This window comes from Sphingopyxis sp., from assembly GCF_035944815.1.
Lineage (GTDB): Bacteria > Pseudomonadota > Alphaproteobacteria > Sphingomonadales > Sphingomonadaceae > Sphingopyxis.
Genome location: NZ_DASZAU010000006.1, coordinates 39549 through 65260 on the forward strand (window position 1 = coordinate 39549; position 25712 = coordinate 65260).

The 25712-nt window shown below is 64.9% G+C and carries 27 protein-coding genes; 12 read left to right on the top strand and 15 right to left on the bottom strand.

Going from position 1 to position 25712, the window contains the following annotated elements; translation table 11 throughout:
* Positions 1-16: 16 nt before the first annotated feature.
* Positions 17-844: a PhzF family phenazine biosynthesis protein gene (locus VGU00_RS09025; RefSeq protein WP_327467668.1), complete on the bottom strand. Its 828-nt coding sequence runs from the start codon at positions 842-844 to the stop codon at positions 17-19.
* Entirely contained in the window at positions 841-1419 is a 579-nt protein-coding gene (pdxH, locus tag VGU00_RS09030) for a pyridoxamine 5'-phosphate oxidase (RefSeq protein WP_327467670.1), read from the bottom strand. The genes VGU00_RS09025 and pdxH overlap by 4 nt, the downstream gene beginning before the upstream one ends.
* A 133-nt stretch (positions 1420-1552) precedes the next feature.
* Between pdxH and VGU00_RS09035 the strand changes: the two genes are divergently transcribed.
* From VGU00_RS09035 to VGU00_RS09070, 8 genes are all read left to right on the top strand, one after another.
* Entirely contained in the window at positions 1553-2467 is a 915-nt protein-coding gene (locus VGU00_RS09035; protein ID WP_327467672.1) for a J domain-containing protein, read from the top strand.
* A 3-nt stretch (positions 2468-2470) separates the two neighbouring features.
* A complete protein-coding gene (locus VGU00_RS09040) occupies positions 2471-3553 on the top strand; it encodes a YihY/virulence factor BrkB family protein (RefSeq protein WP_327467674.1) in 1083 nt (360 codons plus the stop codon).
* Entirely contained in the window at positions 3550-4377 is an 828-nt protein-coding gene (locus VGU00_RS09045; protein ID WP_327467676.1) for an SDR family oxidoreductase, read from the top strand. The genes VGU00_RS09040 and VGU00_RS09045 overlap by 4 nt, the downstream gene beginning before the upstream one ends.
* Positions 4370-4900, top strand: a complete 531-nt coding sequence (locus tag VGU00_RS09050) for an N-acetyltransferase (protein ID WP_327467678.1) — start codon at positions 4370-4372, stop codon at positions 4898-4900. Before VGU00_RS09045 ends, VGU00_RS09050 begins: the two co-directional genes overlap by 8 nt.
* A 4-nt stretch (positions 4901-4904) precedes the next feature.
* The gene (gene aroC / locus VGU00_RS09055; protein ID WP_327467680.1) at positions 4905-5981 is read left to right on the top strand and encodes a chorismate synthase; all 1077 of its coding nucleotides are present in this window, start codon (positions 4905-4907) and stop codon (positions 5979-5981) included.
* Position 5982: 1 nt separating this feature from the next.
* Complete coding sequence (locus tag VGU00_RS09060; protein ID WP_327467682.1) at positions 5983-7767, top strand: SLC13 family permease; 1785 nt, start codon at positions 5983-5985, stop codon at positions 7765-7767.
* Positions 7768-7841: 74 nt separating this feature from the next.
* Positions 7842-9185, top strand: a complete 1344-nt coding sequence (locus VGU00_RS09065) for a dicarboxylate/amino acid:cation symporter (protein WP_327467684.1) — start codon at positions 7842-7844, stop codon at positions 9183-9185.
* Positions 9186-9232: 47 nt separating this feature from the next.
* The gene (locus tag VGU00_RS09070) at positions 9233-10558 is read left to right on the top strand and encodes a dicarboxylate/amino acid:cation symporter (protein ID WP_327467686.1); all 1326 of its coding nucleotides are present in this window, start codon (positions 9233-9235) and stop codon (positions 10556-10558) included.
* On the opposite strand, the gene VGU00_RS09075 is transcribed toward VGU00_RS09070, so the two are convergent.
* On the bottom strand, positions 10555-11499 hold the full coding sequence (locus VGU00_RS09075; protein WP_327467688.1) for a hypothetical protein: 945 nt from the start codon (positions 11497-11499) through the stop codon (positions 10555-10557). The two genes, VGU00_RS09070 and VGU00_RS09075, sit on opposite strands and share 4 nt — an antisense overlap.
* Positions 11500-11673: 174 nt before the next feature.
* Between VGU00_RS09075 and VGU00_RS09080 the strand changes: the two genes are divergently transcribed.
* Together VGU00_RS09080 and VGU00_RS09085 are read left to right on the top strand one after the other, a co-directional pair.
* Positions 11674-13065 (top strand): cytochrome P450, encoded by a 1392-nt coding sequence (locus VGU00_RS09080; RefSeq protein WP_327467690.1) that lies wholly within the window; start codon positions 11674-11676, stop codon positions 13063-13065.
* A gap of 114 nt (positions 13066-13179) precedes the next feature.
* On the top strand, positions 13180-13581 hold the full coding sequence (locus VGU00_RS09085) for a hypothetical protein (protein WP_327467692.1): 402 nt from the start codon (positions 13180-13182) through the stop codon (positions 13579-13581).
* Positions 13582-13584: 3 nt separating this feature from the next.
* On the opposite strand, the gene VGU00_RS09090 is transcribed toward VGU00_RS09085, so the two are convergent.
* Positions 13585-14079, bottom strand: coding sequence for a PIN domain-containing protein (locus VGU00_RS09090; protein WP_327467694.1), 495 nt, complete (start codon positions 14077-14079; stop codon positions 13585-13587).
* Positions 14079-14324, bottom strand: coding sequence for a type II toxin-antitoxin system Phd/YefM family antitoxin (locus tag VGU00_RS09095; RefSeq protein WP_327467696.1), 246 nt, complete (start codon positions 14322-14324; stop codon positions 14079-14081). Before VGU00_RS09095 ends, VGU00_RS09090 begins: the two co-directional genes overlap by 1 nt.
* A gap of 232 nt (positions 14325-14556) precedes the next feature.
* On the opposite strand from VGU00_RS09095, the gene VGU00_RS09100 reads away from it, so the two are divergent.
* Positions 14557-15948: a cation:proton antiporter gene (locus VGU00_RS09100; RefSeq protein ID WP_327467698.1), complete on the top strand. Its 1392-nt coding sequence runs from the start codon at positions 14557-14559 to the stop codon at positions 15946-15948.
* Positions 15949-15950: 2 nt separating this feature from the next.
* Here the strand turns inward: VGU00_RS09100 and VGU00_RS09105 are convergent, their stop codons facing one another.
* Entirely contained in the window at positions 15951-17495 is a 1545-nt protein-coding gene (locus tag VGU00_RS09105) for a tryptophan halogenase family protein (protein WP_327467700.1), read from the bottom strand.
* 68 nt (positions 17496-17563) lie between these two features.
* On the opposite strand from VGU00_RS09105, the gene VGU00_RS09110 reads away from it, so the two are divergent.
* Positions 17564-18280 carry an extensin family protein gene (locus VGU00_RS09110; protein ID WP_327467702.1) on the top strand — a complete coding sequence of 239 codons (717 nt, stop codon included), beginning with the start codon at positions 17564-17566 and terminating at the stop codon, positions 18278-18280.
* Here VGU00_RS09110 and VGU00_RS09115 read toward each other — a convergent pair.
* The 9 genes from VGU00_RS09115 to VGU00_RS09155 all read right to left on the bottom strand — a co-directional run bounded on the left by VGU00_RS09115 (position 18277) and on the right by VGU00_RS09155 (position 25634).
* Positions 18277-18633: an iron-sulfur cluster assembly accessory protein gene (locus tag VGU00_RS09115; RefSeq protein ID WP_327467704.1), complete on the bottom strand. Its 357-nt coding sequence runs from the start codon at positions 18631-18633 to the stop codon at positions 18277-18279. The two genes, VGU00_RS09110 and VGU00_RS09115, sit on opposite strands and share 4 nt — an antisense overlap.
* Positions 18633-19103, bottom strand: a complete 471-nt coding sequence (locus VGU00_RS09120) for an SUF system Fe-S cluster assembly protein (protein ID WP_327467706.1) — start codon at positions 19101-19103, stop codon at positions 18633-18635. The genes VGU00_RS09115 and VGU00_RS09120 overlap by 1 nt, the downstream gene beginning before the upstream one ends.
* A complete protein-coding gene (locus VGU00_RS09125; RefSeq protein WP_327467708.1) occupies positions 19100-20281 on the bottom strand; it encodes a cysteine desulfurase in 1182 nt (393 codons plus the stop codon). Before VGU00_RS09125 ends, VGU00_RS09120 begins: the two co-directional genes overlap by 4 nt.
* Positions 20278-21009 carry a SufD family Fe-S cluster assembly protein gene (locus tag VGU00_RS09130; RefSeq protein WP_327467710.1) on the bottom strand — a complete coding sequence of 244 codons (732 nt, stop codon included), beginning with the start codon at positions 21007-21009 and terminating at the stop codon, positions 20278-20280. Before VGU00_RS09130 ends, VGU00_RS09125 begins: the two co-directional genes overlap by 4 nt.
* Before the next feature lie 109 nt (positions 21010-21118).
* Entirely contained in the window at positions 21119-21862 is a 744-nt protein-coding gene (gene sufC, locus VGU00_RS09135; protein WP_327467712.1) for a Fe-S cluster assembly ATPase SufC, read from the bottom strand.
* Positions 21846-22175, bottom strand: coding sequence for a hypothetical protein (locus VGU00_RS09140; protein ID WP_327467714.1), 330 nt, complete (start codon positions 22173-22175; stop codon positions 21846-21848). Before VGU00_RS09140 ends, sufC begins: the two co-directional genes overlap by 17 nt.
* Complete coding sequence (gene sufB / locus VGU00_RS09145; RefSeq protein WP_327467716.1) at positions 22172-23659, bottom strand: Fe-S cluster assembly protein SufB; 1488 nt, start codon at positions 23657-23659, stop codon at positions 22172-22174. The genes VGU00_RS09140 and sufB overlap by 4 nt, the downstream gene beginning before the upstream one ends.
* Positions 23656-24117 (bottom strand): Rrf2 family transcriptional regulator, encoded by a 462-nt coding sequence (locus VGU00_RS09150; protein ID WP_327467718.1) that lies wholly within the window; start codon positions 24115-24117, stop codon positions 23656-23658. Before VGU00_RS09150 ends, sufB begins: the two co-directional genes overlap by 4 nt.
* A 629-nt stretch (positions 24118-24746) precedes the next feature.
* Positions 24747-25634, bottom strand: coding sequence for a helix-turn-helix domain-containing protein (locus VGU00_RS09155; protein ID WP_327467720.1), 888 nt, complete (start codon positions 25632-25634; stop codon positions 24747-24749).
* Positions 25635-25712 lie beyond the last annotated feature (78 nt).

Below are 25712 nucleotides of genomic sequence, written 5' to 3' on the forward strand. Positions count from 1 at the left end.
GGCGCCGCTTCGAGCATCAGAGCAGGAAATCGCCAACCAATGTGGTGACGCAGGTGCCGCTGAGTTCGACCATGTCGCCGTCGAGGCGGCAGCCGACATGGCCGCCGCGCGCGCTCGCCTGATAGGCCGCGAAATGGTCGCGCCCGAGGCGCGTCGTCCAATAGGGCGTCAGCACGCTGTGCGCCGAACCGGTCACCGGGTCTTCGGGAATTCCCGCACCCGGTGCAAAGGCACGGCTGACCACATCGGCGCCCGATGGGTCGCCCGCGCCGGGCGCGGTCGCGATGTACAGGATGTCGCCTTCGCTCAGTGCGGCCAGATCGGGCGTCAGGGCGCGCACGTCTTCGGCGCTGCGATAGGCGATCAGCGCATAGCCGCCGTCGTGCCACAGCGTTTCGACGACATCGCCGCCCATGGCACGCGCGATATCGGGCATCGGCTTCGCGGCCGCGCGATAGGCGGGCAGCTTCATGCGGTAACGGTCCTGGTCGTCGTCGTCACCGTCGCGCGCGACCGTCAAGATCCCCGCCTTGCGGGTGCGAAAGCGCATGTCGCCGCGCCATTGCGCTGCTGAAAGCAGGACATGCCCGCTTGCCAGCGTCGCATGGCCGCACAGCGCGACTTCGATCGTCGGGGTGAACCAGCGCAGCTCATAATCGGCCTCGCCGCTCTCGTCAGGGATCAGGAAGGCGGTTTCGGCAAGGTTGTTCTCGGCCGCGATGGCTTGCAGCGTCGCATCGTCGAGCCATTCCTCGAGCGGCATCACTGCCGCGGGATTGCCGGTAAAAGGCCGGTCGGCAAAGGCGTCGACCTGGCTGATCGGAAGGCGGCGTGCAGCGCTCATGGATATAGATATCCTTTCGTCCAGCCATCGCCGGCGCGTTCGAACAGCGTGCGTTCGTGCAGCCGGTGGGCGCGATCCTGCCAGAATTCGATGCGCGAAGGATTAACGCGCCAGCCCGACCAACGCGGCGGGCGGGGCACGTCCTGTCCCGCGAAACGCGCCTGCATTTCCTCGAAGCGCGCCTCGAAGGTGGCGCGCGCGTCGAGCGGGCGCGACTGGTCGCTCGCCCAGGCGCCAAGCTGGCTGTCGCGGCTGCGCGTCGCGAAATAGGCGTCGGCGACCCTGTCATCGACCTGTTCGACCGGCCCCTCGATGCGAATCTGTCGGCGCAGCGACTTCCAGTGAAAGAGCAGTGCAACATGCGGGTTTGCCGCCAGTTCATTGCCCTTGCGGCTGTCGAGGTTGGTGTAGAAGACGAACCCGTCCGGCCCATGCCCCTTCAGCAGCACCATGCGCAGCGACGGATGGCCGTCGGCCGTCGTCGTTGCGAGCGCCATCGCGTTGGAGTCATTGGGCTCGCTGGCGCGCGCTTCGGCGAACCAGCTGTCGAACAGGGCAAAGGGATCGTCGCTCATCCGCGCGGTCATAATGCGGCACGCGGGCGCGGTCGAGCGCGATATGGGGAACTTGACCGCCTCGCTGGACATTCCCACATCGCGCACGCAATCGGGCTTCACGCCCAGTCACTTATCGGGCTACAGGAGCAAGATGGCCGATCCCTATTCCACCCTGGGCGTTGCGAAGAGTGCAAGCGATGCGGAAATCAAGTCCGCCTATCGCAAGCTCGCCAAGGAACTGCACCCCGACAAGAACAAGGACAATCCGAAGGCGTCGGAGAAATTCTCCGACGTGACGAAGGCGTATGACCTCTTGTCCGACAAGGCCAAGCGCGCGCAATTTGATCGCGGCGAAATCGACGGCGACGGCAATCCCGCGATGCCCTTCGGCTATGGCGGCGGCGGTTTTCGCGGCGATCCGCGCGGGCAGGGCGGCTTCGGCAACGAAAGCGCCGATTTCGGCGACATTTTCGAAGGCCTATTCGGCGGCCGCGGCGGTGGCGGCGGACCGTTCGGCGGTTTCGGCGGGCGCAGTGCGCCGTCGGCCAAGGGCGCCAATGTCGCCTATCGCCTTTCGGTATCCTTCATCGACGCCGCGACGCAGGCGCCGCAGCGCATCACGCTGGCCGGCGGCGGCACGATCGACCTGAAGCTGCCCGCCGGGGTCGAAACCGGGACGCAGATGCGCCTCGCCGGCAAGGGGCAGCAGGGCCCCGGCGGCACCGGCGACGGCATCGTGACGATCACCGTCAAGGATCATCCCTTTTATGTGCGCGAGGGTACCAATATCCGGCTCGACCTGCCGGTGACGCTGAACGAGGCGGTCAAGGGCGCCAAGATCAAGGTGCCGACCGTCGACGGCCCCGTCATGCTGTCGATCCCGGCGGGTTCCTCGTCCGGCAAGGTGATGCGCCTCAAAGGAAAGGGGTTCAGTCAGAAGAGCGGCGGCCGCGGCGACCAGCTCGTCCGTTTGATGGTCGACCTGCCCGCCGACGACGAGGCGCTGATCAAGCTGCTCAGCGAATGGACCGATCCGCGCGACGTGCGGGCGGAGCTTGGCGTGTGACGCGTGGCTGACGCCAGCGAAAAGAAGATCGTCGCCGCACTCGAGCGCGAAGTGGCCGAAGAGGTGGGCCAGGAATTTCTGGCGGAAGGCCATTCGCCCCACTCGCCCGAAGCGCGGGCCGAACGCGCCAAGCGCGTCAAGCTGCGCGCGCGCGCCGAGGGCGTCATCGCACGCGGCCGCGAACAGCTCGGACCGGGAACGCGCGCCTATCATATCGTCCGCCGCGTCGTCGTCGGCACCTATACCGACGGCTTCATTCATGCGGGCAATCTTGCCTATCTGGCGCTGATCGCGCTCTTCCCCTTCTTCATCCTGCTCGCCGCCGCGCTGTCGCTCTTTGGCGGCAGCAGCGGCGGCGAAGCGGCGATCGAGGCGGTCTTCTCGACGATGCCGCCAACCGTTGCAAAGGCGCTGTCGGGGCCGATCCGCGAAGTGATGACCGCGCGCACCGGCATCTTCCTCTGGCTCGGCGCGCTCGTCGCGCTGTGGACGGTGGGCAGCCTGATCGAGACGGTGCGCGACATCTTGCGGCGCGCCTATGGCACGCATTTTTCCAAGGGCTTTTTCCACTATCGGCTCTTGTCGATCGGTATCATCACCGGCGCGGTCGTGTTGATGCTGCTGTCGTTCAGTATGCAGGTGCTGATCGTCGGGATCGAACAGTTTGTTACGCGCGTGCTGCCCGAAAAATATCAATCGGTCGGCGTCGTCGCGATCTCGCGCGGGGTATCGGGTTTCGGGCTGTTCCTCGCGATTTACATGCTCTTCTATAGCCTGACTCCGTCGAAATACCGGCGGCGGCAATTCCCCAAATGGCCCGGCGCGCTGTTCACGACGCTCTGGTGGGTCGGGGTCACGCTGGCGCTGCCGCCGCTGCTCGCCAGCCTGCTCAGCTATGACGCAACTTACGGCAGCCTTGCGGGTGTGATGGTCGCGCTCTTCTTTTTCTATCTCGTCGGATTGGGTATGGTGATGGGCGCCGAACTCAATGCCGCTTTGGTAGAGGTTGAGGATTTGGGCCACGACGCTATTGGGCGCGTCGACGATGTAAAGTTTGAAGCCAAAACGGCCGGAGAAGAAAAATGACGGGTCTGATGAAGGGCAAGCGCGGGCTGATCATGGGCCTTGCGAACGACAAATCGCTTGCCTGGGGTATTGCCAAGGCGCTCCACGCGCACGGCGCCGAGCTGGCGATTTCCTATCAGGGCGACGTGATGCTGAAGCGCGTCAAGCCGCTCGCCGACGAACTCGGCTGCGATTTCCTGATCGATTGCGACGTGTCCGACATGGACAATCTCGACGCCGCTTTCGGCGCGCTTTCGGCGCGCTGGCCGTCGATCGATTTCGTGGTGCATGCGATCGGCTATACGAACAAGGAGGCGCTGCGCGGCCATTATGCCGATGTGACGCTCGACGACTTCCTGATGACGATGAACATCAGCGTTTACAGCTTCACCGCGGTGGCCAAGCGCGCCGCGGCGATGATGACGCCCTTCGACCCCGAAACGGGCAAGGGCGGCGGCTCGCTGCTGACCCTCAGCTATTATGGCGCCGAAAAGGTGATCCCGCACTATAACGTCATGGGCGTGGCTAAGTCGGCGCTTGAGACGAGCGTCAAATATCTCGCCAACGACTACGGTCCGCAGGGCGTGCGCGTAAACGCGATCTCGGCTGGTCCGATCAAGACGCTGGCGGCGAGCGGTATCGGCGATTTCCGCCTGATCCTCAAATGGAACGAGCATAATGCGCCGCTGCGCCGCAACGTCACCATCGACGATGTCGGCGGCTCGGCGCTCTATCTGCTGAGCGACCTGTCGGGCGGCGTCACCGGCGAAACGCATCATGTCGACGCCGGCTATCACACCGTCGGGATGAAGCAGGAAGACGCCCCGGACATCGCGCTTGCCTGATCCGCTCGTCATCCGTCCCGCACGCGCGGAGGATGACGAGGCCATCGACAGCCTAATCCGCGCCGCCTTCGGCGGGACCGAATATGGTCATCAGGGCGAAGCCGAGCTTGTCCGGATGCTGGGTGCGGACGGTGACGTCATGGTGTCGCTTGTCGCCGAACAGGGCGGCGATGTCGTCGGACACGTGCTGTTCAGCCGGATGGATGTCGAGGCCGACGGGGCGCCGCTTTCGGCCGCGGGTCTCGCGCCGGTTTCGGTCGCGCCCGGCCTTCAGGGGCGGGGGATCGGCGATGCGCTGATCCGCGCGGGGTTGGTTTCGCTTCGCGGACAGGGCGTGGCGATCGGCTTCGTCCTTGGTCATGAAAGCTATTACCCCCGCTTCGGTTATGCGCCCGAGCTTGCCGCGCGCTTCGTCTCGCCCTTTGCGGGCCCGCATTTGATGGCGATGATGCTGGACTCGGGCGCTATATGGCCGCAAGGCGGCCGCGCCGACTATGCACCCGCATTCGGCCGCTTGGGGTAGGGTCATGAGTTTCAACAGCTTCGGACGCGTTCTTCGCTTCACCACTTGGGGGGAGAGCCATGGTCCCGCGCTCGGAGCCGTCGTCGACGGATGCCCGCCGCGCCTCTCGCTGTCCACGGCCGATATCCAACCCTTTCTCGACAAGCGCCGCCCCGGCCAGTCGCGCCATACGACGCAGCGGCAGGAACCCGATCAGGTGCGCATCCTGTCGGGCATTTTCGAAGGCAAGACGACGGGCACGCCGATCAGCCTGATGATCGAGAATGTCGACCAGCGATCGAAGGATTATGGCGAGATCGCGCAGGCGTACCGCCCCGGCCACGCCGATTATGCCTATGACGCCAAATATGGCATCCGCGACTATCGCGGCGGCGGCCGGTCGAGCGCGCGCGAGACCGCGGCGCGCGTCGCCGCGGGCGGCGTCGCGCGGCTCGTGATTCCCGAGGTGCAGATTCACGCCTGGGTCGCCGAAATCGGCGGCGATGCGATCGATCCTGCGAACTTCGATCTCGAAGAAATTGATCGCAATCCCTTTTTCTGTCCCGATCCCGCCGCGGCGCAGCGCTGGGAAGGCTTGATGGACGCTGCGCGCAAGGCGGGCAGTTCCTTGGGCGCGGTCATCGAATGCGCCGCGAGCGGCGTGCCCGCAGGCTGGGGCGCACCCATCTATGCCAAACTCGACAGCGACCTTGCGGCCGCGATGATGGGCATCAACGCGGTGAAGGGCGTCGAAATCGGCGCGGGCTTCCACGCTGCGCGTCTCCGCGGCGAGGAAAATGCCGATCCGATGCGCCCCGCCACTGACGGCAGCAATCGCCCCGATTTCCTGTCGAACAATGCCGGCGGTATCGCGGGCGGCATCTCGACCGGCCAGCCCGTCGTCGTCCGCGTCGCGTTCAAGCCGACCAGTTCGATCCTCACCCCGGTGCCAACGGTCAACAAGGCGGGCGAGGCGACCGATATCGTTACCAAGGGACGCCATGATCCGTGCGTCGGCATCCGCGGCGCACCGGTGGTCGAAGCGATGATGGCGCTCGTGCTCGCCGACCATAAATTGCTGCACCGGGCGCAGAACGGTTGACATGATCGAGGCGGTCCGAGCTTTCATCGAAACCCATCAGGCTGTCCTGTCGCTGATCATTCTCGCCGCGATGTTCGTCGGCTTCCTGATGGAACGATTGCCCGCAACCGTCATCGCGATCCTTGGCGCCTGTACCTATCTCGCGCTCGGCATTCTCGATGCCGACGGAATGTATTCGGTCTTCTCGAACTCGGCGCCGATCGTCATCGGCGCGATGTTCGTGCTGTCGGGTGCATTGATCCGCACCGGGGTGATCCAGCGTGTCGCCGATGCGATCATGAAGCGGGCCGAGAAGCATCCGCGTCTTGCCATCGTCGAGGTGCTCGTCGGCGCGCTCTTCGCCTCGGCCTTCCTCAACAACACGCCGGTCGTCGTGGTGCTGATCCCGATCATGATGAAGCTGGCCGAAGTCACCGGGGTCAGCGCGAAAAAATTGCTGATGCCGCTGTCGATCGCGGCGGTGCTCGGCGGCACGCTGACCCTGATCGGGACCTCGACCAACCTCGTTGTCGACGGCATTGTGCGGCAGGCGGGGATGGAGCGCTTCGGCATTTTCGAGATCACGCACATCGGCCTCGTCACCGCGGCGTCGGGCATGATCGGTCTCGCGCTGATGTGGTGGCTGCTACCCTCCGACAAGCCCGTGCGGGGGCCTGCGGGGACGCATGACGCGCATCAATATCTGACCGAACTGGTGCTGGGCGAGGATGATGCACTTGTCGACATGACGGTCGAGGCGTTCAGGGACTTGCCGCGATCGGGTCGTATCATCGGCGTGCGCCGCGGTTCGGTGGCGGTGCGCGGTGCCGATCTCGACAGCTGGATATTGACCGCGGGTGACCGTCTGATCGTCCGCGTCGATGGTGCAACGCTGATGACCTGGCGCGAACAGGGGCGGTTCGGGCTGGGGATCGGCGGCGGCGAGCCCGCCGAGGGCGATGTCGTCGTCGAAACGATGATTGCGTCGAATCATCCCGCGATCGGCCAGCGGTTGATCGACATCCCCTTTCTGCAAAAGGTCCGCGCGCGCATCATCGGGCTCGACCGCCCGGCGCACGAACCCGGTCCGGATCTTGCCAGCGTCCGTATCCGCCCCGCCGATCGCCTGCTCGTCGCGGGTGGTCCGCGCGAGGTCGAGGCGCTGCGCGACAATCCGCATCTGATCGGCGCCGACCTCGCCAAGGTGCGCGCGTTCCGCCGCCGCAAGGCATGGATCGCAATCCTCTGCATGCTGGGCGTCGTGACGCTCGCCGCGTTCGACATCATGTCGATCGGCGTTGCGGCGATCATCGCGATCGGCGTGATCCTCGTGACGCGCTGCATCGACAGCGAGGAGGCATGGGGGACGATCGACGGCGACGTGCTGATCCTGATCTTCGCGATGCTCGCGGTCGGGCTGGCGCTCGAACAGAGCGGCGCGGTCGCGATGATGGTCGGCTGGGTCAAGCCGTCGCTCGCGGGACAGCCGATGTGGGTGCTGGTGTTCGGTATCTATTTTTTCGCGCTGATCCTGTCCGAACTGCTCAGCAACAATGCGGTCGCGGCACTGATGACGCCGGTGACGCTCGCTATCGCGGCCGAACTCGGCGTCGATCCGCGCCCGCTGGTGATCGCGCTGATGATCGGAGCGTCTGCCTGTTTCGCGACGCCGATCGGCTATCAGACGAATACGATCGTCTACGCCGCCGGCGACTATCGCTTCGTCGATTTCGTGAAGATCGGCGTGCCGCTCAACATCATCACCGGCGTTTCGACCTGCTTCGCGATCGTGTTTTTCCTGACCTGAGATTGCCCGCGGCGCGACACCCTGTTACCCCCGCCCGATAATTGCCCGCCGGGGCGGGACAGGGGAGTGATTGGATGGCGCGTCGCCTTACTTTGTACATATTGATCGGCATGGTCCTGGGGATCGTGGTCGGATATCTGGTCCGCGTTACCGTCCCCGCCGATAGCCAGGCCTATGAATATTGGCTGCGCAGCTTCGGCACGCTCGCGACCATTTTCCTCAACCTCATCAAGATGCTCGTCGCGCCGCTGATCCTCGGCACGCTCGTCGCGGGTATCGCGCATATGGGCGACAGCTCCGCACTGGGGCGCATCGGGACACGCGCGATTGCCTGGTTCATCATCGCCAGCCTGGTCTCGATCAGCCTCGGCCTGATCATGGTCAATCTCCTTCAGCCCGGTGTCGGGGTCGACATGACCGCTTCGGCGCAGTCGGTCGGCGAGGTCAAGAAGCTCGATATGTTCGAATTTATCGAACATATTTTTCCCAAGAATGTCATCGCGGCGATGGCGGAAAACAACGTCCTCCAGATCCTCGTCTTCTCGCTGTTCGCCGGCGTCGGGCTCACCGCGCTGGGTGAAAAGGGCAAGCCGCTGGTTCGCGGCGCCGAAGCGCTGGCCGAGCTGATGCTGCAGATCACCGGCTATGTCATGCGCCTTGCGCCCTTCGCGGTGTTCGGCGCGCTGGCCAAGGTCGTCGCGCAATATGGCCTCGGCATCCTCGCGACCTATGCCGAGCTTTTGATCGAATTCTATATCTCGCTCGTGCTGCTCTGGGTGCTGCTGCTCGCTGCCGGCGCGGTCTTCCTGCGCGCGCGGATCATCCAGTTGATACGCTATATCCGCGAACCGCTGCTGATCGCCTTCTCGACCGCCTCGTCCGAAGCGGCGATGCCGAAGCTTTTCGAACAGCTCGACCGCTTTGGCGTGCCGCGCCGCATCTCGGGCTTTGTGCTGCCGCTCGGCTACAGCTTCAATCTCGACGGATCGATGATGTATGCGAGCTTCGCGACGATCTTCATCGCGCAGGCCTATGGCATCGAACTGTCGATCGGGACGCAGATCCTGATCCTGCTGACGCTGATGGTGTCGTCGAAGGGCATCGCGGCGGTGCCGCGCGCCAGCCTTGTCGTCATCACCGCGACGCTCGCGATGTTCGACCTGCCGGTCGAGGGCGTCGCGCTGGTTTTCGCGATCGACCATTTCCTCGACATGGGGCGCACCGCGACCAATGTCGTCGGCAATGCCGTGGCAACGTCGGTCATCACCAAGTGGGAAGGCATGCTCGAACATCCCGACCCCGCCTTCGCCGAACGGCCGCACGCCCCTGCGCATACCGGGCACCATGGAACCCGCGGGCTCGATATTCGTGATAGTGACGATGCAGGGGAGAATAAACCAGCGGCCGACAACGCGTAACGCGCGAGCTTCGGGCCGCCCACATCGGGGCGAGCAAGGAGCCGGCCATGGCCGAAACGGCGGCAATCGATCAGGCGGCGCGGGATGAGGCCCGCGCCCGGCGGCTACGTTGGCGGATGCTGGCGGGCTTCGTCGCTGGCCTGATAATCGGGCTGGGCGTGCATTATGGTGCGCCCGACGCGGCGTGGGTCGAAACGGTCACCACCTATGTAACGGGGCCGGCGGGGCAGATTTTCCTCCGTCTGCTCTTCATGCTCGTCATCCCGCTGCTCGTGTCGGCGCTGATCGTCGGCGTTGCCGAAATGGGCGAGATGCGTGCGCTGAAGTCGGTCGGCGTCCGCACCCTCGTCTACACGATCGCGGTGTCGAGCATCGCGGTCGTCGTCAGCCTCGTCGTCGTCAACGCGATCCAGCCGGGTGCCGGGGTCGACCCCGCGCTCGCGCGTTCGCTGATGGCCGAGGGCGCGGCGGGCGCGCAGGCGATCGCCGACCGTGCGGGCGAAGCGAAAACCGGCATGGACGCGGTCGTCGCGATCGTCCCCGACAATATCTTCGCCGCGATGGGCGCGAACGACGTGCTCGCGGTGATGTTCTTCGCGCTCTTCTTCGGCATCGGGCTGATGCTCGTCCGCACCCCGCAGACCGAGGCGTTGAAGACCGTCGTCGAGGGCGTGTTCGAGGTGGTGATGAAACTCATCGGCCTCGTCATCCAGCTCGCGCCGATCGCGGTCTTCTGTTTCATGTTCAATCTTGCCGCGCAGTTCGGTTGGGACCTGATCATCCGCCTGTCGGCCTTTGTCGGCGTCGTGTTGCTCGCGCTCGCGATCCAGATGTTTATTGTCTTCCCCGTCCTTTTGAAGACGCTGGCCGGCAAGTCGCCCGTCGCCTTCTTTCGCGAGACGCAGGAGGCGTTCGTGATGGCCTTTGCGACCGCTTCGTCGAACGCGACGCTGCCGACGGCGCTGCGCGTCGCGCATGACCGGCTGCGCCTGCCCGACAAGGTCGCGCGCTTCGTCCTCACCATCGGGGCGACCGCGAACCAGAACGGCACTGCGATGTTCGAAGGCGTGACGGTGATCTTCCTCGCCCAATTCTTCGGCATCGACCTGACGCTCGATCAGCAGTTGGTCGTGATGCTCGTGTGCATATTGGGCGGGATCGGGACGGCAGGTGTTCCGGCCGGATCGCTGCCCGTGATCGCGCTGATCCTCGCGTCGGTCGGCGTGCCGCCCGAGGGGATTGGCCTGATCCTTGGCGTCGATCGGTTCCTCGACATGTGCCGCACGACGCTCAACGTCATTGGCGACCTTGTCGCGGCGACGGTCGTTTCGGCGGGCGCGACAGATCGGGCGCCCGCCGAAACCTCATCCTAATTATCGCGGACGCGACCTTCGCGATTGGGTTCGGGTGCCTGACGTGCAGGGCGCGGCGCCTCGCGCACGACGGGAGCGGGGCGGGCGACCGGCGCGGGCCGCGCAGCAGGCGGCGGGCTCGCGACCGGAGCGGGGCGCGGGCGCCCGGCGCCCGGACCCCGGTCGGGGCGGCCGCCATTGCCATCGCCGCGATTCCAGCCGCCGGGTCGTCCGGGGCGGCCGGCACCGCCGTCGGGACGCCCGGGATTGCCAGCCGCGGGCGGGTTGCCGGGATTGCCGGGGCCGCGGCTGGGGCGTGTTCCGCGCGGGCCGTCATTATCGCGGTCGGGGCGGTTCCACCCGCCGGGGCGGCCGGGGCCGCGATCGGGGCGACCGGGATTGCCGGCAGCGGGCGGCGTAACGGAGTTGCCGTCGCCGCGACCGGGTCGCGTACCGCGTGGGCCGTCATTGTCGCGGTCGCCGCGGCCCCATCCGCCAGGGCGGCCCGGCCGGCCATCGCCCGGTCGACCGTCATGATCGCCGCGACCCCATCCACCGGGGCGTCCCGGCTTCCAGTCGCCGCGCCCGCCGTGATGCTTCCACCAGGCGCGACGCCCGCCCCAATAGTTCAGATACTGGCCGCGCAGCGGATAGCGGTTGCGATAATTGTCGAACATCCACAGGCCGTAGCCGGGGTAGTAATAGCTGTCGTACCAGCCGCCGCCGAAGCCGATGTTGACGAAGCCGCTGCCATAATCCGACGCATCGTAGCAGTCGTAGCCATAGCCATCGTCATAGGCATAGCCGTCGCCGTCATAATAGGCGTCGCCGTAACGTGCCGAGCAATCGCCGCCCGAGGCATAGCTCGCGCCATAGACGTCGCCATAATAGCAGCCGCCAAGCGTCGTCGTCGCGAGCGCGCCGAGCGCGATGGACAGGGGCCGCTTCAAACTCTTCGCCATAGCTTTGTCCTTTTGGGTCCAACGGATGCGACCCGTCTTCATGGATCGCAAATTGCGCGAGTCGAGTTGAATTTGCGGTGAATGGTGTCCCGTACCGCGAAAGGGCTTACTTGCATCGTTGTCAGTAGTGCGTTACCCATGACGCCAAGGCAAGATGGACGAGGATGTGACCCGATGAACGCGCCCGCGAATATCCAATGGTCGGAGGCCCGCTTCGGCCCCGAAACGCAGCATTGGCTGCCGCGCAACCCGGGCAGCACGCTCGACCATATCCCGGGTGAGGACGGGATGCCGGTGCTCGGCAACACGCTCGAACAGCTGCGCGACTATCCGAGCTTTACCCGGCGGATGGTCGCCAAATATGGGCGCGTCTATCGCAACAACAGCTTTGGCGGGCGCAGCGTCGCGCTGCACGGGCCCGAGGCGAACGAACTGGTGATGTTCGATCGCGAAAAAATCTTTTCGTCCGAACAGGGCTGGGGACCGGTGCTCAACCTGCTGTTCCCGCGCGGGCTGATGCTGATGGATTTCGAAAAGCATCGCGCCGACCGCAAGATATTGTCGGTCGCGTTCAAACCCGAACCGATGCGCCACTATGCCGAATCGCTGAACGAAGGAATCAAGGGTCGCATCGGCAAGTGGAGCGGCAAGACCTTCAAATTCTATCCGGCGATCAAGGAACTGACGCTCGATCTTGCCGCGACGAGCTTCCTCGGCATTCCCTGGGGTCCGGAAGCCGACAAGGTCAACAAGGCATTCGTCGACATGGTGCAGGCGTCGATCGGCGTCGTGCGCGTGCCGTTGCCTTTCACCGCAATGGGGCGCGGCGCGAAGGGCCGCGCCTATCTGGTCGACTATTTCGGCAAGATGGTTCCCGAAAGGCGTGAAGGCACAGGCGAGGATATGTTCAGCCAGATCTGCCGCACCCGCGACGACAATGGCGCGTATATGAGCGTCGAGGCGATCGTCGACCATATGAACTTCCTGATGATGGCGGCGCACGACACCATCACCAGCTCGATCACGACGCTGGTGTGGGAACTCGCGCGCCATCCCGAATGGCAGGACAAGTTGCGCGAAGAGATGCTCGCTGTCGCCCCGGCGGGCGAGGGCGTCGGGCACAACAGCCTTGGCGAGCTGGAGATGACCGAATGGGCGTTCAAGGAAGCGCTGCGGCTCGTGCCCCCGGTGCCGAGCTTCCCGCGCCGCGCGCTCAGGGATTTCGAATATGGCGGCTATCGCATCCCGGCCGGAACGTCGGTGGGGGTCAGCCCCGCCTATACGCATATGATGGAAGAGCATTGGCCCGAGCCCGAAAAATTCGATCCGATGCGCTTTTCGCCCGAAGTCGCGCGCGAGCGCCACAAATATGCGTGGGTGCCCTTTGGCGGCGGTGCGCATATGTGCCTCGGGCTGCACTTTGCGTATATGCAGGCCAAAATCTTCTTCCACCATGTCGTGACGACGCATCGTATCGTCGTTGCCGACGGCTATGCGCCCGAGTGGCAGGTGCTCCCGATCCCGCGGCCGAAGGACGGGCTGACGGTAAGTTTCGTGCCGCTATGACCTGACCGGCTGTCCCCGCTTGTTTCCGCGGTGCAGCGACCTATCTCCAGACTTTCGGGGAACGGAGGGGCCGCGATGGTTTTTGCGTTGTTTCTTGCGAGCTTGATCGCCGTGATGTTGTTCGCGCCGGGTACCGATGCCGCGCGCTGGCTCCATCGGGTAACGGTCGAGGAGCCGATCCGCCTCGTCGAGCGGTTCGAGCGCAAGCATGTGCTGTTCCTGATCGTCGGCCTGTTCGCCATCCAGGCTTATGCCGCAGTTTTGCCGGCCGAGCTCGCCATCGCGCTGGCATGGGACATGACCGCCTATGTCGACGCAATGATCGCCACATGGGCCTTGTCGACTTTCGCACGCTTCAATTCGATGAAGGCATGGGCATCCGTCCGGATGGCTGCGATGCTGGCGCCGTTCAGGCGCCTCCGCGCACGTTTGCGGCGAAGCCGCCCGACCCGGACCGATGGGCAGAAGCCCGCCGCCAACGACGACGACCCATGGCCTGTAACGGTGGCTGCCTGAAACTCACCCGCGGATAAACAGGTTGCGGATCCATGGCGACCGCGCGCGCGTCGCTTCGCGCCAGTCGCCATCCTCTGCCGTGTCGGGCGCGGCGCGGCGCGGGTCCAGCAGCTTCAGCCTTGCGCCGCGAAACTCCGCGGCCCGATAGGTAACGAGGGTCAGCCCATGTTCCAGCGCCGTCGCCGCGAGCAGCGCGTCGCTGTCCCGGTCGAGCGGCAGCGCCGCGCGGCGGCGTACGACGGCGATGTCGACCGGCAGGATACGACCGTCGAACGCGGGGAGCAGCTGGCCGTCGATCCAGCCGCGCCATGCGGCGCCCGCCGCCTTGCCCTGCTTCGCCGCGATCGCAGCGGCCTTTTCCAGTTCGACGAGCGAAAGCGCCGACAGGAACATCGATTGGCGCGACGTGCGCTGCGCCCAGCCGGCCAGCATTGCGCCGTCGCCATCGGTCCGCATATCGCGAAGGTCGAGCAGGATTTCGCTGTCGATGAGGAACATCAGTGACCCCCTGCGCGATCGCGTGCGCGGTGCAGGCAGGTACGATCGAGCGGGGCGTCGCCCGGCGCTGCGGCGAGCAGCTGCGCCATATTCTCGCGCTCGCCGCTCAATTGGCGCCAGGCGTCGATGCTGACGAGTACGTGCGTCGGGCGACCGCGATCGGTGACGAATACCGGTTCGACGAGTGCGAAGCGTTTCGCGCGGCTGACGTCCTGATTGAGTTCGCGGCTCGTAACGCGCTTCATTCCGCCTCTCGCCTGATAGCGTTCACATGTAGGTATGTTACTACACTGTGGCCACCCCGCAACAAATTTGAACGAGACCGGGGGAATCGGCCTTCCGGAGAGGACCAATCGCCCAGTTGGTATTGCATGGTGCGCGCGTTCATGGCTCCCTCACACTAGGGAAACGGGAAATGACGGCTCTATTCGAGTCGCAGGCCGGCAATGGCAGGGGAGAGCGAAATTGGTATCAGATATGTTCGGTCAGTTAGCCGATGCGGTTGGTGACATACTCGGCGCGCATGGGCCGGCGATCGAGTCCGCGGCGAGCTACACCCCGACCGACTACAGCATCCACTTCTTCCTGCAGATTGCGGTCATCCTGCTCGTCTGCCGCGTCGTCGGCTGGATGGCGCACCGTTTCATGGGCCAGCCGCAAGTGGTCGGCGAGATGATCGCCGGCGTGGTGCTCGGCCCCTCGCTCTTCGGCCTTTTCTTTCCCGAGTTTCAGGCGGCGCTGTTCCCCAAGGAAACCCGCAACATGCTCTATGTCGGCGCGCAGTTCGGCGTTGGCCTCTACATGTTCCTTGTCGGTACGACGCTGCGGCTCGACCATTTCCAGTCGAAGGCGAAGAGCGCGATCGGCGTTTCGGCCGCGGGCATTGTCGCACCCTTCCTGTTCGCCGCCGCGATCACGCCCTTCCTGCTCGATGTCCCGGGCCTTTTCACCGAAGGGCTGGGACAGGGGAGCGCGACTTTGTTCATGGGCGCGTGCATCGCGCTGACCGCCTTTCCGATGCTCGCGCGGATCATCAACGAGCGCGGGCTCGCCAATACGTCGCTCGGTACGCTGACACTGACCGCCGGTGCATTCGACGACGCGGTGTCGTGGTGTGTGCTCGCGATCGTGCTTGCGACCTTCGGCGCCGGTGCCGGAATCGCGCTGCTCGCGATCGTTGGCGGGCTCGGTTTCGCGCTCTTCATGTTCTTCGCCGGACGCAAGCTGCTGATCCCGCTCGGCCGCGCGGTCGAGGCGAAGGGCGAACTCACGCACACGCTGCTTGCTATCGTGCTGATGCTCTATGCGATGGCGGCCTTCTTCATGGACGCGGTCGGCATCCACGCGGTGTTCGGCGGCTTCCTGCTCGGCGCCTGCATGCCGCGCGGTCTCTTGACCGAGGAGATCAAGAAGAAGGTCGAGCCGATGACGGTGGTCTTCCTGTTGCCGATGTTCTTCACTTATTCGGGGCTCAACACGCAGCTAACGACGGTGAACAGCCTGTCGATCCTGGCGGTCGCGCTCGGCATCCTGCTTGTCTCGATCGCCGCGAAATTCGGCGCCTGCTGGCTCGCCGCGCGGCTGGCGGGCGAGGATAATCGCACCGCGATGGGGATCGGCGCGCTGATGAACGCACGCGGGCTGATGGAACTGATCATCATCAACATCGGGCTGCAAAAGGGCATCATCGGCCCGACCTTGTTCGCGATCATGGTGCTGATGGCGATCGTCACCACGGTGATGGCGGGGCCGCTGTTCGAAATCGTCTATGGCCGCAAGGCGCGCGAGATGGGGGAACTCGGCCAACTCGGTACGGAGGGGCCCGACGAGGTGCGCGGCGACAGCCAGCTGGCGGTCAAGCCGGCCTGAGGTCAGGCGGCCGCGGCGCCGGCGTTGATCTGGTCGATCATCGCGCGGTGCGCGGGCAGCTCGTTCGCGGCGCGGTCGCCAAAGGTCCGGATCCGCGCAAAGATGCGCTCGGCCTCGGCCGTATCGGGAAAATCCGCGCGCACCGGCGACAGGTCGGTGCGATATTCCATGCCGTACAGGATATATTGATAGTTGAAGAAGGCGAAGCTTTCGAGATCGAGGATGAAGTCGAAGCGGCCGGGCGGGCGGTAACGCCATTCCTCGAGCAATTCCTTCAGCCGGTCGGGGATCGATGCTGGGTCGCCATTGTCGCGCCAGAAGCCTTCTTTCCGCTGGCTGAGGCAATAATGGAGCTTCAGGAAGTTGATGATGTTTTCGTATCGCGCCGCCATCAGTTCGTTGAAGCGCCGCGCGGGCGCGCCGACCGGGCCGTTCAGCGGGAGCATCTCGGCGATCATCGCCGCCGCGGTCTCGATCATCACGAGCCCCGTCGATTCCAGCGGTTCGAGGAAGCCGCCCGACAAGCCGACCGCGACGCAATTCTTCACCCATGACGCGGGGCGATAGCCTGCCTCGAAGGGAATCGAGCGGACGGTGACGTCATGGCTGCGGCCGCCGGTATATTGTGCGAGAATTTCGGCGGCGCGCTCGTCGCTCAGATGGTCGCTCGAATAGACGCAGCCGATGCCGCGTGCGCCCGCAAGGCCGATGTCCCAGGTCCACCCCGCCTCGTGCGCCGCGGCGATCGTATAGCTTTCGATCGGCACGTCGGGTCGCTCGTACGGCAGCTTGCACGCGAGCGCGCGGTCGGTGAACAGTTGGTGCTTCACGCGCTTGAACGGCGATTGCAGCGCGCCGCCGATCAACTCGGCGCGGAAGCCCGAGCAATCGATATAAAGGTCGGCGGCCAGCGTCCCATGCTCGGCGGTAACGATATGATCGATCGCGCCGTTCGCCGCGTCGAGGCCGACGCCGGTCAGCGTGCCGCGCAGATGCACGACGCCGAGCGCAAGCGCCTGCGCCGACAGTATCTCGGCCAGCTGCGCGGCGTCGAAATGATAGGCGTAGGTGAGGGGGCCACTGAACGCGCCTTCGCCCGGCCGCTTCGGCGCGCGCTGCGCTTCGGCGACGCGGTTCTGGATCGTCATCGCCTCGGCGAACGGCCGCCGCGTCCTTTCGTCCTGGAGCAGCCAATAGGCGACAAGGCTATGCCCGTCGCCGTGGAAGGGCGGCTCGAACGGATGGAGAAAATGGCTCGACCGGCCGGCTTCGGGCGTGCGAACCCAGTCGTCGAAGCGGATGCCCTGCTTGAAGGTCGCCGATGTGGAACGAACGAATTCGCTCTCGTCGATCCCGATGAATTGCAACGTCTCGCGGATCGTCGGAAAGGCGCCTTCGCCGACCCCGATGCTGCCGATTTCGTCCGATGCAAGCAATGTGATCGACAGGCGCGGATTGCGCGGCAGGTCGAAAAAGCGCGCGAGATAGGCGGCGGTCAGCCATCCCGCGGTTCCCCCGCCGACGATCAGGATCGAGCGTTTTGCCACGCGCAACGCTATCGAGCCGCAAAGCGCTTTCAACAAGCGGTAATTTGCGGCACCGGGGAACCGACAAGATGAAGACTCTCCGCCCCTATCTGACCTGGTTTGCCGTCGCGGTGCTGCTGGCGCTCGGCGCGATCCTTGGCTTGCAGTGGGTGCGCGCGCATCCCGAACATATTCCCGGCGCGCGCTTCGAACTGGCGCATCCGACGGGGTGGGCGACGCACGGCAAGCTGATGGAACTGGCTAGCGACGACAGCGCCTGTTTCGCGGCCTTCGATCGCGCGGAAGCGGGCTATCTGCGGCGGCCGGCGATCGGCAGCGGTTCGTGCCGCGCGAGCCAGCGCATGATCCTGACCAGCAACCGGTTCGCGCCGACGATGCGTCCCGCGGGCGCCGCGCCCGGGTGCGCGGTGACGGCGGGCCTGATTCTGTGGGACCGCGACGTCGTCCAGCCGCTCGCGCAGGAATATTTCGGGCAAAAGGTCGTCGAGATCGAAAATCTCGGCGCCTATAATTGTCGCAAGATCGCCGGGCAGCAGGGGCAGAGCCAGCATTCGACCGCCAATGCGATCGACATTTCGGCGTTCGTGCTTGCCGACGGCACGCGCATCACGCTGGTCAACGACTGGACGCCGGGCGACCGGCGCAGCGAGTTCCTGCACGCGGTCCGCGACGAAACATGCGGGCTGTTCAGCACCGTGCTGTCGCCCGACCATAATGCCGCGCACGCCAATCATTTCCATTTCGATATGGCGGCCCGAACGGCGGGCTGGACGGTCTGTCGCTAGACGGTAAAGCTCTCGCCGCAGCCGCACGCGCCCTTGGCATTCGGATTTTCGAACACGAAGCCCGCGGCGAAATCATCCTCGACCCAGTCCATCGTGCTGCCGATCAGATAGAGCACCGACGCGCCGTCGATGTAGAAGATGCCGCCGGGGGTCTCGATCTTCTCGTCGAACTTCTGCTCTTCGGTGACATAGTCGACCGAGTAAGCGAGGCCCGAGCAGCCGCGGCGCGGGGTCGACAGGCGCACGCCGATCGCGCCCTCGGGCGCCGACATCATCAGCTTCGCGATGCGCTCCTCGGCGTTCGGCGTCAGTGCGACGGCCGCGGGGCGGGCGCGGGTTTTCGTTTCGGTCATCACAGCATTCCCAGTTCGAGGCGCGCTTCGTCGCTCATATTCTGCGGCGACCACGGCGGATCCCAGACGAGATTGACCTCGGCATCGCCGACGCCGGGGACCGCGCCGACGCGCAGTTCGACCTCGGCGGGCATCGATTCGGCGACCGGGCAGTGCGGCGTGGTCAGCGTCATCGTGACCATGACATGGCCTTCGTCGATCTCGACATTGTAGATGAGGCCGAGGTCGTAGATGTTCACGGGGATTTCGGGGTCGAAAATCTCCTTGAGCGCGTCGATCACGGCTTCGTAGAGGTCACCGCCGACCGCGCCGGGCGCAACCTCGGCAGGCTTGGCCGCGAGGAAGCCTTCGAGATAGTCGCGCTTGCGCTCGAGCTTTTCGGGCGCGCTTTCCACGTCCTCGACGCGCGCCTTGGGCGGCGCTTCGACGCTCGTGACTTCTTCCACCTTGATCATGCGATCCTCGCTCATCCGAAAATCCTCTCGACACGGGCGAGGCCGTCGATCAGCGCCGCCACATCGTCGTCATTGTTGTACACACCGAAGCTCGCGCGCGCGGTCGCGGGTACGCCCAGATGCTCCATCAGCGGCTGTGCGCAATGGTGCCCGGCGCGGATCGCGACCCCGCTTTCGTCCAAGATAGTGCCGATGTCGTGCGGATGAACCCCCGCCATCGAAAAGCTTACGATTCCGGCACTGTTTTCAGGGCCATAGAGCGTGATGCTGTTCTTGCGGGCAAGGGCGTCGCGTAAGGTGCTGACCAGTGCGACCTCGTGCGCGTGGATCGCGTCGATGCCGATGTGGTCGACATAATCGACTGCCGCGGCGAGCCCGATCGCCTCGATGATCGCGGGCGTGCCCGCCTCGAAGCGGGTGGGGGCGGGGGCGTAGGTCGTGCGCTCGAAGGTCACGCGGTCGATCATCGATCCGCCGCCCTGCCACGGGGGCAGCAGATCGAGCTTGTCGCTCCACAGCACGCCGATCCCGGTGGGGCCATAGAGTTTGTGGCCCGAGAAGGCGTAATAGTCGCAGCCGAGTGCCGCGACATCGACGGGCAGGCGCGGCACCGCCTGACAGCCGTCGATCAGCAGTTCGGCGCCGACGCGGTGCGCGATCTCGGCGGCGCGCGCGACGTCGAGCGGGCTGCCGAGCACGTTCGAGACGTGGGCGAAGGCGACCATCCTGTGTTCGGGGGTGAGCAGCTTTTCGGCGGCGTCGAGATCGATGCAGCCGTCGGCGGTCAGCGGGCAGACATCGACCTGCCAGCCTGCAAGCTGCCAGGGCACGATATTGCTGTGATGTTCGAGCATCGACAGCAGCACGCGGCCTTTCTTCGGATGCGAGTAGGCGACAAGGTTGATCGCCTCGGTCGCGCCGCGCACGAAGGTCACGTCATTCTCACGCGCGCCGATGAAGGCCGCGATCCGCCGCCGCGCGGCCTCATAGGCGAGCGTCATGTCGGCCGAGCGCGCATAGACGCCGCGGTGCACGGTCGCATAATCGCGGCCCATCGCGTTCACCGTCGCATCGATCACCGCCTGCGGCTTCTGCGCCGTCGCGGCGGTGTCGAGATAGTGCCAGCCGGGGGTGAGACCGGGGAAATCGGCGCGTACGTCGGGGAAAGTGCGGAGGGCGGTCGCGGTGCTCACACCAGCTCTCCGAGCTTCGCGAGCGCGAGTGCTTGGAGCTTTTCCTCATCCTCGGCGCCGTCGAAGACGCCCGCGACGAAGGCCTGCAGCAGGATCTTCTTCGCCTCGGCGGGCGGCAGCCCGCGCGACTGGAGGTAATAGAGGCTCATCGCGTCGAGCTCGCCGATCGCGCAGCCGTGTGCGCATTTGACGTCGTCGGCGAAGATTTCGAGCTCGGGCTTGGCGTTGGCGGTCGCGCTGCGGTCGAGCAGCATCGCCTTCACATCCTGCTCGCTGTCGGTCTGCTGCGCATCGCGCGCGACGGCAACCTTGCCGAGATAGGTGCCCGTGGCCGTGCCGCCGAGGACCGAACGCACCATCTGCCGCGACGTCGCGCCGGGTTCGGCGTGGGTGACCGTGGTGACGATCTCGAGATTTTGTTCGCCGCCGCCGATCTGCGCCGCGCCGAGGGTGAAGTCGGCGCCTTCGTGGAGCGTCACGGCGAGTTCGATGCGGCCATAGGCGCCGCCGATGTTGAGGACGTGCAGCGATGCGGTCGCGCCCTTGCCGATGCTCATCTCGATCTGATGGATGGCGCCTGCATCCTGCACGATCGCGCGCTTGAAGTCGCCGCCCGCGGGTACGACGATGCTCTCGGGCGCGGGCAACGGCCACGCCGCGGTCACCGCGTCGATGTCGCTATAGCGCCACGCTTCGTCGCGCCGGGTAGGGAGGGTGGCGGTATTCACGCCGCAGCCTCCCCCATTTCGTCACCCCGGACTTGATCCGGGGTCCATGCGGTCATGGATGCCGGATCAAGTCCGGCATGACGAGGAAAGGGAAGGCGTGTGGGAATGCTCACGCCGCGATCTCCGCATAGCCTTCGCGTTCGAGTTCGAGCGCGAGTTCGGGGCCGCCCGACTTGACGATGCGACCGGCGGCGAGGACGTGGACGAAATCGGGCTGCACATAGTCGAGCAGGCGCTGATAGTGGGTGATCAGCAGCACCGCCTTGTCGGGGCGGCGCATGATGCTGTTGATCCCGTCGCCGACGACGCGCAGCGCGTCGATATCGAGCCCCGAGTCCGTCTCGTCGAGGATCGCGAGCTTGGGATCGAGGATGCCCATCTGCACCATCTCGTTGCGCTTCTTCTCGCCGCCCGAAAAGCCGACGTTCACCGGGCGCTTGAGCATGTCCATGTCGAGCTTCAGCAGCCCGGCCTTCTCGCGCGCCAATTTCAGGAAATCGCCGCCCGACAGCGGCTCTTCGCCGCGCGCCTTGCGCTGGGCGTTGAGGCTTTCGCGCAGGAACTGGACGTTCGACACGCCGGGAATCTCGACCGGATATTGGAAGCCGAGGAACAGGCCCGCCGCGGCGCGCTCGTGCGGGTCCATGTCGAGCAAATCCTGCCCGTCGAACGTCGCCGAACCCTCGGTGACCTCATAGCCGGGCCGTCCGCCGAGGACATAGGAGAGCGTCGACTTGCCCGCACCGTTGGGCCCCATGATCGCATGGATCTCGCCCGCATTGATGCTGAGCGACAGGCCCTTCAGGATCGGCTTGTCGGCGACGGTGGCGTGGAGGTTATTGATTTGGAGCACGATGCCCTCCGTCAAGAAATGATGTGTGAAGCGTTCTGAATCCCTGTTCCTTTTTTTCCTTCGTAAGGTCCAAGTGATGCATTCCCGCAAACGACGTTTTGTTGTTTTCGACCGACGCGTGAAGCTCCGTCATCAGCGCGCGTTCCTCGGCAAATTGAGGGTCAATCTCATAGAGATAGTCTCTGAGGCCGCTGAAATTTTCTAGGACAAGATCGAGCTTCTCGTGGACCCGCTTTAGTCGCTCATTGAGATACCATCCGGTCGCGAACCAGAGCGTGACCGCAATCCCAATGGCTCCCCAGAACGTAATCATCCCACGCTCCCCTCAAGGCTGATGCCAAGCAATTTCTGCGCCTCGACCGCAAATTCCATCGGCAATTGCTGCAGCACTTCCTTGGCGAACCCGTTGACGATCAGCGCCACCGCTTCTTCCTGCCCCAGCCCGCGCTGCATCGCGTAGAAAAGCTGGTCGTCGCTGATCTTGCTCGTCGTCGCTTCATGCTCGACGGTCGCACTCGGGTTGCGGACCTCGATATAGGGGACGGTGTGCGCACCGCAGGTGCTGCCCAGCAGCAGGCTGTCGCATTGGGTGAAGTTGCGCACGCCCTCGGCATTGGGCGCGACGCGGACGATGCCGCGATAGGTGTTGTTCGACTTGCCCGCGCTGATCCCCTTCGAAACGATGGTTGAGCGCGTGCGCTTGCCATTGTGGATCATCTTGGTGCCGGTGTCGGCCTGCTGGTAATTGTTCGTCACCGCGACCGAATAGAATTCGCCGACGCTGTCGTCGCCGTTGAGCACGCAGCTCGGATATTTCCACGTGATCGCCGAGCCGGTCTCGACCTGCGTCCAAGATACCTTGCTGCGCTTGCCCTGGCAGAGCGCGCGCTTGGTCACGAAATTATAGATGCCGCCGAGACCCTCTGCATTGCCGGGATACCAGTTCTGGACCGTCGAATATTTGATCTCGGCATCGTCCAAGGCGACGAGCTCGACCACCGCAGCGTGGAGCTGGTTCTCGTCGCGCATCGGCGCGGTGCAGCCTTCGAGGTAGCTGACATAGGCGCCCTTGTCGGCGACGATCAAAGTGCGTTCGAACTGTCCCGTATTTTCGGCATTGATGCGGAAATAGGTGCTGAGCTCCATCGGGCAGCGCACGCCCTCGGGCACGTAGACGAAGGTGCCGTCGGAGAAGACCGCGCAGTTCAAGGTCGCGAAATAATTGTCGTGCATCGGCACGACCTTGCCGAGCCACTTCTTCACCAGCTCGGGATATTCGCGGATCGCCTCCGAAATCGAGAGGAAGATCACACCCGCGCGCTTCAATTCCTCGCGGAAGGTCGTCGCGACGCTGACGCTGTCGAACACCGCGTCGACCGCGACCTTGCGCGCGCCTTCGACCCCCGCGAGCACCTTCTGCTCCTCGATCGGGATGCCGAGCTTCTTATAGACTTCGAGGATCTCGGGATCGACCTCGTCGAGGCTGCCGAGCTTCGGCTTCGCCTTCGGCGCCGCGTAATAGTACGCGTCTTGGTAATCGATCGGCGGCACGTTGAGCTTCGCCCAGTCGGGCGTCTCCATCGTCTGCCAGTGGCGAAAGGCCTTCAGCCGCCAGTCGAGCATCCATTCGGGCTCGTTTTTCTTGGCGCTGATGAAGCGGACCGTATCCTCGGTCAGCCCCTTGGGCGCGAAGTCGGTCTCGATGGCGGAAGACCAGCCATGCTCATAATCGGCGACCTTGGCAGCGGCGTCGTGCGCGGCCTGATCCTTGACGGGGGCTTGGGTATTGTCGGTCATAATCTGATCTCGTCGCCGGCGAGCGCCGGGGCAGGCCGGGTGAAGGAAGGTTTGGGGGCGGCCGCAAGGCTCGCGAGGCTGATGTCCGCGAGCGCGCCGCGCACTGCGCCGTTCACGACGCCCCAGTGCGGCTGCACCTTGCAGCTGCCTTCGAGCGAGCAATCATGGCGCCCTTCCGACACGCAGGCGGTGAGGGCGATCGGGCCTTCGACCGCTTCGATGATGTCGGCGACGTTGATCGCTGCCGCGGGGCGCGCGAGCCGCACACCGCCGCCGCTGCCGCGCGAGGCGACGAGCAGGCCGGCGCGCGCGAGGCTGCTCACCAGCTTCTGCGCGGTGGGGCCGGGGATGCCGGTCTGTTCGGCGAGCATGCCGGCGTGAATCGGCACCGACCCGCACTGGCGGGCGGCGGCGCTCATCAGCACCACGGCATAGTCGGCAAGGTTGGACAGGCGCATATAATTTTCCGTCGCAATTGCGAACGATTCTTAACTGGAGTAAATCACTCCACTTACATAGGCGCGCGATCGCTGCGGCGCAAGCAAGCCGTGGTTGGGCGGGGTAAAGAAGAGGGTGGGGTGACGGGTTGCGGCCGGAAGCGGCCGTCAGGCAATTATAAGTTTCGCGCAGAGGCGCAGAGAACGCAGAGAGTATCGCGCTGGCTCTCTGCGTTCTCTGGGCCTCTGCGCGAAATCTTAGAACTGCGGCATCCGACCGGTTGCGGACGCTCATTCTCCCCTCCCGCTTGCGGGAGGGGTCGGGGGTGGGCAGCAACACCGCGATCAGCCCACCCCGCTGCGGCTAGCGAGCAAGCTCGCAAGCCTCGCTGCCCCTCCCGCAAGCGGGAGGGGAAATCAGTTCACAATCTTAACGTCCGCTCCTCACCCCAAAGCGGCTGCCCGATACGCGCAAAAAAAGGCACCCATCCGGCCGGAGCCAAATGAGTGCCAAGATGAAGGTCTCAAGTCCTCGTCAGAGGATGAGCTCTTCTGGGTCGCAGGGACGGATTATGCCCCCGCGACGATTCGCGATTGGACGAAAACGCCAAAACGACGCGGCGGCCGATTTTTGATGGTTAACCGGCGTCTCAGGTTTCGGAGACGAGCGGGCTGACCTTGCCGGCAAGCTGTTTGCGGCCCTTGGTGGTCGCCTCGGTGTAGGTGGTCGGCTTGCCGAGCTGGCCGGGGGTCGCCCCGGCAAAACGCTTGATCTCGCGGATCAGGTGCGACTGATCGTAAAAGGCGTCGCCAAGCTGTGCCGCATCTAGCCCTTCGCCGCGTGCGAGCGCCGAGGCGGCGCGCACCGCGCGATATTTGCGCGCGAGCATCCGCGGCGAGAGCCCGTAATAATGCTTGGTCATGCGCTCGACCGAGCGGATCGACATGCCGGTCGCCTCGACCAGCTCGGGCACCTGCGGCGATGGCGATTCGGTCAGCCAGCCGTCGACGGTACGGATGAACCACATCGGTGCGGGCTCGTTGCGTTTCAGCACTTCGCGCGCGAAATTATTGCCGATGACCAGCTTTTCTTCGACGGTCGCGGCCTTTTCCAGCGCGATCGCGACCTCGTTGATCCACGGGCCGAACAGGTCGGCGGCGTCCATCGCGCGGTCGGTCAGCTTGTCGGCGTCGTCGCCCATCAGCGTCGCCCAGCCCGCGGGCAGCATGCCGAAACCGAACAATTGCGCCGGACAGTTGCTGATCGCGCGAACGCGCGCGCTTGTCGGGCCGATGATGTTGGCGCGGCACACCGTCGAGCGATGGCCGTCCTCGAAAACATATTCGCCGTCGGCGTCGGTCACGAAACGGAATTGCGGGCGGTCGGCGCGCTCATATTCGTCGAAACGCGGCATGTTGAGTCGCGCGAAATAGAAGCTCGACACCATCTCCGCCAGATCGGGATCGGGCGGAAAATAATGTAGTTCGAACGGCGCATTGCCGTCCACGCCAGCCGGCGAGGAAGATGGTTGCGACATGAGACCCAGACCCCAACAGCCTTTTGCGGCTGCCTTCTTATGGGCCTGTCATTTGCCTTTCGGCGGCGTGCGTCAAGC